6 protein-coding genes are annotated in these 6,851 nt (G+C 61.1%); 4 read left to right on the top strand and 2 right to left on the bottom strand.

What is annotated here, in order from left to right; translation table 11 throughout:
• Window positions 1-196 precede the first annotated feature (196 nt).
• Entirely contained in the window at window positions 197-1,099 is a 903-nt protein-coding gene (locus ACI2KS_RS28950) for a helix-turn-helix transcriptional regulator (RefSeq protein WP_404624453.1), read from the bottom strand.
• 323 nt (window positions 1,100-1,422) lie between these two features.
• Here ACI2KS_RS28950 and ACI2KS_RS28945 point away from each other — a divergent pair, with 323 nt between their 5' ends.
• The 4 genes from ACI2KS_RS28945 to ACI2KS_RS28930 all read left to right on the top strand — a co-directional run bounded on the left by ACI2KS_RS28945 (window position 1,423) and on the right by ACI2KS_RS28930 (window position 5,564).
• Entirely contained in the window at window positions 1,423-2,766 is a 1,344-nt protein-coding gene (locus ACI2KS_RS28945) for an MFS transporter (protein ID WP_404624452.1), read from the top strand.
• A 285-nt stretch (window positions 2,767-3,051) separates the two neighbouring features.
• Window positions 3,052-3,753 (top strand): fumarylacetoacetate hydrolase family protein, encoded by a 702-nt coding sequence (locus tag ACI2KS_RS28940; RefSeq protein WP_404624451.1) that lies wholly within the window; start codon window positions 3,052-3,054, stop codon window positions 3,751-3,753.
• A gap of 60 nt (window positions 3,754-3,813) precedes the next feature.
• Complete coding sequence (locus ACI2KS_RS28935; protein WP_404624450.1) at window positions 3,814-4,578, top strand: SDR family oxidoreductase; 765 nt, start codon at window positions 3,814-3,816, stop codon at window positions 4,576-4,578.
• A 32-nt stretch (window positions 4,579-4,610) separates the two neighbouring features.
• Window positions 4,611-5,564, top strand: coding sequence for a 2-hydroxyacid dehydrogenase (locus tag ACI2KS_RS28930; RefSeq protein ID WP_404624449.1), 954 nt, complete (start codon window positions 4,611-4,613; stop codon window positions 5,562-5,564).
• Window positions 5,565-5,781: 217 nt separating this feature from the next.
• On the opposite strand, the gene ACI2KS_RS28925 is transcribed toward ACI2KS_RS28930, so the two are convergent.
• Window positions 5,782-6,681, bottom strand: coding sequence for a LysR family transcriptional regulator (locus ACI2KS_RS28925; RefSeq protein WP_404624448.1), 900 nt, complete (start codon window positions 6,679-6,681; stop codon window positions 5,782-5,784).
• Between the last annotated feature and the right edge of the window lie 170 nt (window positions 6,682-6,851).

Below are 6,851 nucleotides of genomic sequence, written 5' to 3'. Positions count from 1 at the left end.
GTGGGAGCGGGCTTGCCCGCGAGCTGCCGGGCACCGGCAGTAAAATCCGGCAACCAGGGGTGTCAGGTGCACACCGGTCACAGGGTTCACTGCCGCGTCGCGCCAGATCGCGAGCAAGCTTGCTCCTACGCCCTGCGGGCAGAAGCGATCGGCATGTATCACCCTTTGCTTCTCTCACAGCGGCTGCACCCGTGGTCTACAAATCCCGCTGCTTTCTGAACTGTCCCGGTGGCATACCGTGGGCGTGGCGGAAGCGGCGGGAAAAATAGGCTTCGTCGGCAAATCCGCACAGCCGCGCCACTTCGCCCACCGGCTTGTTGCCGTTGAGCAACAAGGTGCGCGCCAGGTGCATGCGTCGCTCCAAGACCAGTTCGCTGAAGGTCTTGCCGACTTCCTTGCGCAGCCAGTGAGTCAGATAGTTGGGCGACAGAAACGCTGCTGATGCGGCTTTCTTCAGGCTCAGATCCGGATCGCTGAGGTGCTTGCGCACGTATTCGGACATCCGCGCCAATGCATCGCGACGGCTGCGTTCAGCGGCGTTGTCGTCGGCCAGCAGTTTGATCGGCTCGGCATATAGCTGGCAGATCGTGCCGATCAATTGCAGCAGGCAGCCCTTGAGGATTTCCCGCGTGCCGAACTGCCGATGCTGGTCCAGCTCGCGCATGCGATCAAGCAGGCCCTGGATCCGGGCGAAGTCTTCGGCGTCGAGGGTGAAGTCCAGATGCTCCTGAAAACGGAACGGTGACAGCTCCGGCGCCAGCGCGATGGCCACGTCTTCCAGGTCCAGCGGGTCGCATTGCAGCTGCGGCAAGAGAAAAGTCTGGGCGAAATTGATCAGCAGGAAATTGCCTTCCGGCGGGTGCGGGATCAGATGCAGTTTGTGCGGCAGGATGAACGCCAGGGTATTGCGCGGGAAGGGGCGAACCACACCGCCGATGTGCTGCACGGTATCGCCGCCCAGGTTGATCTGGATCTGGAAATACTCATGGCGATGAGGCGCCGTCTCCGGCTTGCCTTCGGTCTTGCCACGGATATAGAAGTCCGGTCGCTCACTGCGCTGCTGCATGCCGTAGGTGGGTACGCGGGTGGCAGAGTCCATTATGGAATTCCTCATCGTTCTGCTTTTATTGTCAGTTGTCCGATGACGCGATTCAAAACCTTTCTTCTGGCGGCCGCCAGTTTTTTTGTCCAAGAAACCATCTCCTCGCGCTCTTTGATTTCAGCGCTCTAGCTCGAGGTTTTTCGCATGTCGCTCAACCTTGCGGACGCGATTGGCAGGCCCCGAACTTCTTGGACAAATAATTAAGCGAAGGTGCGCAGATCCAAAAACGATCTAAGCCACGTCTTGTTTAAAACCAGTCGTACGATAACTTAGGGGTGCGCTTCATCACTCGATTCCAATAAAAACAACGAGGAATTCTCATGTCGAGCAATCCTGATATTCAGGCAATCGACGCCCGTGTCGCCGCTCCCGCGGCAGCCGCACCGGCCCGACTGTCATCCCATCGCCGCTGGTTCATGCTCTCGCTGTTGCTGATCGCCACGATCATCAACTATGTGGACCGGGTCAACATCTCCATCGCCGCTCCGTTCATGGCCAAGGACCTGGGCCTGGATAAAGTGCAGATGGGCCTGATCTTCTCGGCCTTCGCCTGGACCTACGCGTTCGCCTTGGTGCCCGCCGGATTCATCGCCGACCGCTTCGGCTCGCGGGTGACCTACGGGGCCTCGCTGATTTCCTGGTCAGCGGTCACCGTGTGTCAGGGCATGGCAGGCGGTTTTGCTTCCTTGTTCGGTCTGCGCCTGGCCATCGGCGCCATGGAAGCACCGGCGTTCCCCGCCAACAGCCGCGCCGTCACCGTATGGTTCCCGGCCAGGGAGCGTGGCATGGCCAGCAGCATCTACGTGTGTGGCCAATACCTGGGCACCGCGTTGTTCACCGGCTTGCTGCTGTGGCTGGCGACCACCTACGACTGGCGCCACGTGTTCTACAGCACCGGCATCGTCGGCATTCTGTTCGGGATCGCCTGGCTCTACCTGTATCGCGATCCGCTGAACTGCAAGAAGGTCAGCAAGCAGGAGCTCGATTACATCGAAGCCGGCGGTGGTCTGGTCAAAAGCAGTCAGGACAAGAACACATTCAAGTGGTCGCAGATTGCCGAACTGCTCAAGTATCGTCAGGTCTGGGCGATCTGCATCGGAAAATTCGCCAGCACCTCGGCGTTGTATTTCTTCCTGACCTGGTTCCCGACGTACCTGATTGAAGAACGTCATCTGACCATGGTCAAAGTCGGCATCTTCGCGGTGCTGCCATTCATTGGCGCCACGGTTGGCGTGCTGCTGGCCGGCTTCATTTCCGACTGGATGATCCGTCGCGGTGTGTCGTTGTCTTTCGCTCGCAAGCTGCCGCTGGTGGTGGGCTCGGCGCTGGGCATGTCGATCATGCTGGTCAACTTCACGGACTCCAACGAAGTCTGCATCGCGCTGTTGACGGTCGCCTTTTTCGCTCAGGGCATTGCTTCGGCTTCCTGGGCGGCGGTCTCGGAGATCGCTCCGAAACAACTGATTGGCCTCACCGGTGGCATCACCAGTCTTGCGGCGAACATCGGCGGCATCGTTACCCCGATCGTCATCGGTCAGATCCTTCATGTGACCGGTAATTTCGCCTGGGCCTTCTGGTTCATCGGCGGGGTGGCGTGTATCGGCACCCTGTCTTATTCACTGTTGCTGGGCCGCATTTATCGCATCGAGTTGAAGGCCAGCTAAGCGTCAGATATGTGTGTGACCTTCTGCCGTACTAGGCAAGGGCGTACGCGAGTACGCCTTTTTTATCGCCCGGATATTGAGTTTTTTAGTCCAGCGCAAACACGGTTTTGTCCAACTTTCAGGCGTTTTGATCCCGTAGTCTCTGGATCAAACGGCCGCCCGATGCGGGAGTGAGCTGGCTCGCGATGCGGTCTGCCATGCACACCTGTCTGCTGACACACCGCTATCGCGAGCCAGCTCACTGCTGCAGAGCCACGAACATCAAGCCTCGCAGGCCAAAGGAAATTGTCCATGAGCAACTTTGTATTTGAACCCGCGCCTGTTGCCAGCCTGCCAGTCGCTGACAGCGACGCGCGTTTCCCCATCGCCCGGGTGTTCTGTCTGGGGCGTAACTATCTTTGGGGCGACTCATCGAGCGCGGTGCGCGAAGTACCGGCGTTCTTCATGAAGCCTTCGACATCGGTCATCGATGCGACAGGTGAACTGGATTTTCCGACCCAGACCGAACAGTTCTGTCACGAGATCGAACTGGTGGTCGCCATTGGCAAGGACGGTTTCCAGATCAGTGAAGCGCAGGCGCTGGAGCATGTCTGGGGTTACGCCGCAGGTCTGGACCTGACCCGGCGTGATCTGCAGATGGCCGCCAAAGCGGTGGGTAACCCCTGGGAGCCGGCCAAGGCTTTCGACGGCTCGGCGCCGATGACCCCGATCCTGCCCGCCAGCCGCCATGGCCATCCACGACAAGGCGCCATCTGGCTGGCCGTCAACGGGGTGGAGCGCCAGCGCTCGGACCTTGAAAGCCAGATCTGGTCGGTGGGCGAGATCATCAGCCAGCTTTCTCATTCGATCGGCCTGCGCGCCGGCGATCTGATCATGACCGGCACGCCTCCGGGGGTCGCTGCGCTCGATGCGGGCGATGTGATCACTGGCGGTATCAGCGGTATCGGCGAATTTGAAGTGCGGATCGGCAGCCGTCGCGTCCAGTGACGGCCTGAGCAAACGCAGCATTCACGCAGCAGCATCCAGACCAGCAACAGGAGAACAACAATGACTGAACAATCCCTCTCGAAAATTGCCTTGGTAACCGGCGCAGGCAGCGGCATCGGTCGCGCGGTGGCGCTCGGACTGCTGGAAGATGGCTACAAGGTGGTGGTGACCGGTCGCCGACTGGAGCCGCTGGAAGAGCTGGTGGCGCAGGCGCGCGAGCAAGGCGCAGAAGCGCTGGCGGTGTCCACCGATGTGCGGGATCCGGCCAGCGTCGACAAGCTGTTCGCAACCATCGAGGAGGTCTACGGCCGGCTCGACGTGGTGTTCAACAACGCGGGCGTCAATGCCCCGGCCGTGCCGATGGACGAACTGCCCGTCGAGAAGTGGCTGAGCGTGATCGACACCAACGTCACCGGGGTTTTCCTGTGCAGCCGGGGCGCCTTCGGCTTGATGCGCAAGCAGTCGCCGCAGGGCGGGCGGATCATCAATAACGGCTCGATTTCCGCCCATGTTCCGCGCCCGTTCACTGGCCCCTATACCGCCAGCAAACATGCCGTGCTGGGGCTGACCAAGAGCCTGGCGCTGGACGGTCGCGAGTTCAACATCGCCTGCAGCCAGATCGACATCGGCAACGCGCTGACCGAGTTGTCGGTGCGCATGACCAAGGGCGTGCGCCAGGCCAATGGCTCGATCGCGGTGGAACCGATGATCGACGTCAAACACATCGCCGATGCCGTGCGTTACATCTCGGCGCTGCCGTTGTCGGCCAACGTGCTGAACATGACCGTCATGGCAACCAACATGCCGTTCGTGGGCCGTGGTTGATCCCGTCTGAATCCGACTTGAGCGAGACATCGATGAAACCTGAAATCCTCCAGCTAAGCCCGATCTTGATCCCGCAGATCAACGCCAGGCTCAACGAGCTGTACACGGTTCGCCCCTATTTTCAGCAGACCGACAAGGCCGCCTACCTGCGTGAGCACGGCGCCAATATTCGTGGTGTGGTCACCGGCGGACACACCGGCATCACCCGCGCGGTGATGGAGCAATTGCCGAAAGTCGAAGTGATTGCGGTCAATGGCGTCGGCACTGACGCGGTGGATCTGGCCTACGCGCGCGATCGCGGGATTCGCGTGACCGCCACCCTCGGCGCGCTGACTGAAGACGTCGCTGACCTGGCCATCGGGCTGTTGATTTCGGCCTGCCGTGGCCTGTGCACCAGTGATCGCTACGTGCGCTCCGGCGCCTGGGCCAAGACCGCCACGCCCTTGGTGCCCTTGCCATTGGCCCGGCAGTTCAGCGGCATGCGTATCGGTATCGTCGGTCTGGGGCGGGTAGGGCGCGCGGTCGCCACGCGCGCCGCAGCCTTCGGTTGCCCGATCAGCTACACCGACCTCAACGCCATGGACGACGTGCCGTACACCTTCGTCAGCGACCTGGTGGAGCTGGCCAGCCAGAGCGATGCATTGATCGTGGCCGCAGCCGCCGACAAGGCCAAGGGCATCATCAATGCCAAGGTGCTGGAAGCGCTGGGCGCCGAGGGGTATCTGATCAACGTGGCACGCGGCAGCCTGGTCAACGAACCCGACCTGATCGCTGCGCTTGAAGCAGGCTCGATTGCGGGCGCAGGGCTGGATGTATTCGTCGACGAGCCCCATGTGCCGGATGTGTTGTTCGGCCTGGAAACCGTGGTCCTGCAACCTCACCGCGCCAGTGCAACGGTGCAGACCCGCACACGCATGGGAGAAATGGTGCTGGCGAGCCTGGCAGCGGTATTGGAAGGCAAGGAGCCGGTTGGCGCGGTAGCTTGAGCGTAGGGAAAGGCGGCGGGCCATGGGATGGGTTTTTTGATTCTGGCCGCGGGCCGTAGGCGCCAGCTTGCTCGGGATCTGACGCGAAGCGCTAGCAAAACCAGTCAATGCAGTGATCTGACACACCGAGCAGGCCTGGTCTTGCTGCCGCTTCGCGTCAGAACGTCGGCAAGCCGAACTCCCACGCCTTCGGCAGAAGCAGACTGGCGAACCCCGTTCAAAACCCCGCCGAACCCAACGCCAGTTCCGCCACCAGAAAATCGAGGAACGCCCGGGTCTTCATCGGCACCCGGCGTGCCGAGGGATAGACCGCATTCACTGAAATCGCCGGCGCCTGCCATTCGCACAGCACCGGCGTGAGGCGACCATCGGCCACCGCCCTTTCGACGATGAAATTGGGCAGCAAGGTGATGCCCATCCCCGACACCGCCGCCTGAGCCAGGATATCCCCGTTGTTGGCATGCAGCGGCCCGCTGACGGTCACCCGTTGGGTTTCCTTGCCGTTGCACAGTTGCAGGCTGGTGCCGCTCTGCAAGTAGCCATAGCTGAGGAATTTGTGGTCGGCCAGGTCCTTGGGCGTTCGTGGCGTTCCTTCCCGCGCCAGATAGCCGGGAGAGGCCACCATGATTCGTGGCGCGGGGGCCAGCGAGCGGGCAACCATCGAGGAGTCTGGCAGGCTGGCAATACGAATCGTCACATCGAAGCCGCCCTTGACCGGATCTACCTGCTGGTCGCTGAGCACGACTTGCAGTTCAACGTTGGGGTGCAGTTCGTTGAACCGCGGAATCAGCGGGCCCAGCCGACTGAGGCCGAACGACATCGGTGCGTTGACCCGCAGCACGCCCCGTATTTCGCCCATGCCGGTACGCGCTCGTTGCTCGGCTTCGTCTAGCGAGGCGATGACATCGCGACAGGCATCGTAGTACTCGGCGCCGGCTTCGGTCAGATGCAGGCTGCGCGTGGTGCGTTGCAGCAGCTGTACGCCGATGGCCTCTTCCAGCGCCTGAATCTGTTTGCTGACTTTCGAGCGTGGTACGTCCAGCGCACGCGCTGCTGCGGCGAAGCCATTGGCACCCACCGTGGCGACAAAAGCGCGCATGCATTCGATACGATCCATGACCGTCCCTAATATGGAAACAATGAGTCTCGATTCTATGGGATTGTTCCATCCCCGGCTAGTCCGTAAATTGAGTCCCAAGCCAGCCAACAAGCGCACAACAGGGCGCAGCGGCTAACCCATTACTGACTTGAAACTCTCGACTCCATAAGGAACATGCCATGTCTATC

Origin of the sequence: Pseudomonas sp. NPDC087358, assembly GCF_044900785.1 — a bacterium.
In the GTDB taxonomy this organism is placed as follows: Bacteria; Pseudomonadota; Gammaproteobacteria; order Pseudomonadales; family Pseudomonadaceae; genus Aquipseudomonas.
The sequence above is the reverse complement of the archived record's forward strand: the minus strand, read 5'-3'. Positions and strand labels throughout refer to the sequence as shown.

What these genes read in the sequence shown, in the direction of transcription:
- ACI2KS_RS28950 (WP_404624453.1), bottom strand. Translation starts at nt 1,099, where the DNA reads ATGGACTCTGCCACCCGCGTACCCACCTACGGCATGCAGCAGCGCAGT.
- ACI2KS_RS28945 (WP_404624452.1), top strand. Translation starts at nt 1,423, where the DNA reads ATGTCGAGCAATCCTGATATTCAGGCAATCGACGCCCGTGTCGCCGCT.
- ACI2KS_RS28935 (WP_404624450.1), top strand. Translation starts at nt 3,814, where the DNA reads ATGACTGAACAATCCCTCTCGAAAATTGCCTTGGTAACCGGCGCAGGC.
- ACI2KS_RS28930 (WP_404624449.1), top strand. Translation starts at nt 4,611, where the DNA reads ATGAAACCTGAAATCCTCCAGCTAAGCCCGATCTTGATCCCGCAGATC.
- ACI2KS_RS28925 (WP_404624448.1), bottom strand. Translation starts at nt 6,681, where the DNA reads ATGGATCGTATCGAATGCATGCGCGCTTTTGTCGCCACGGTGGGTGCC.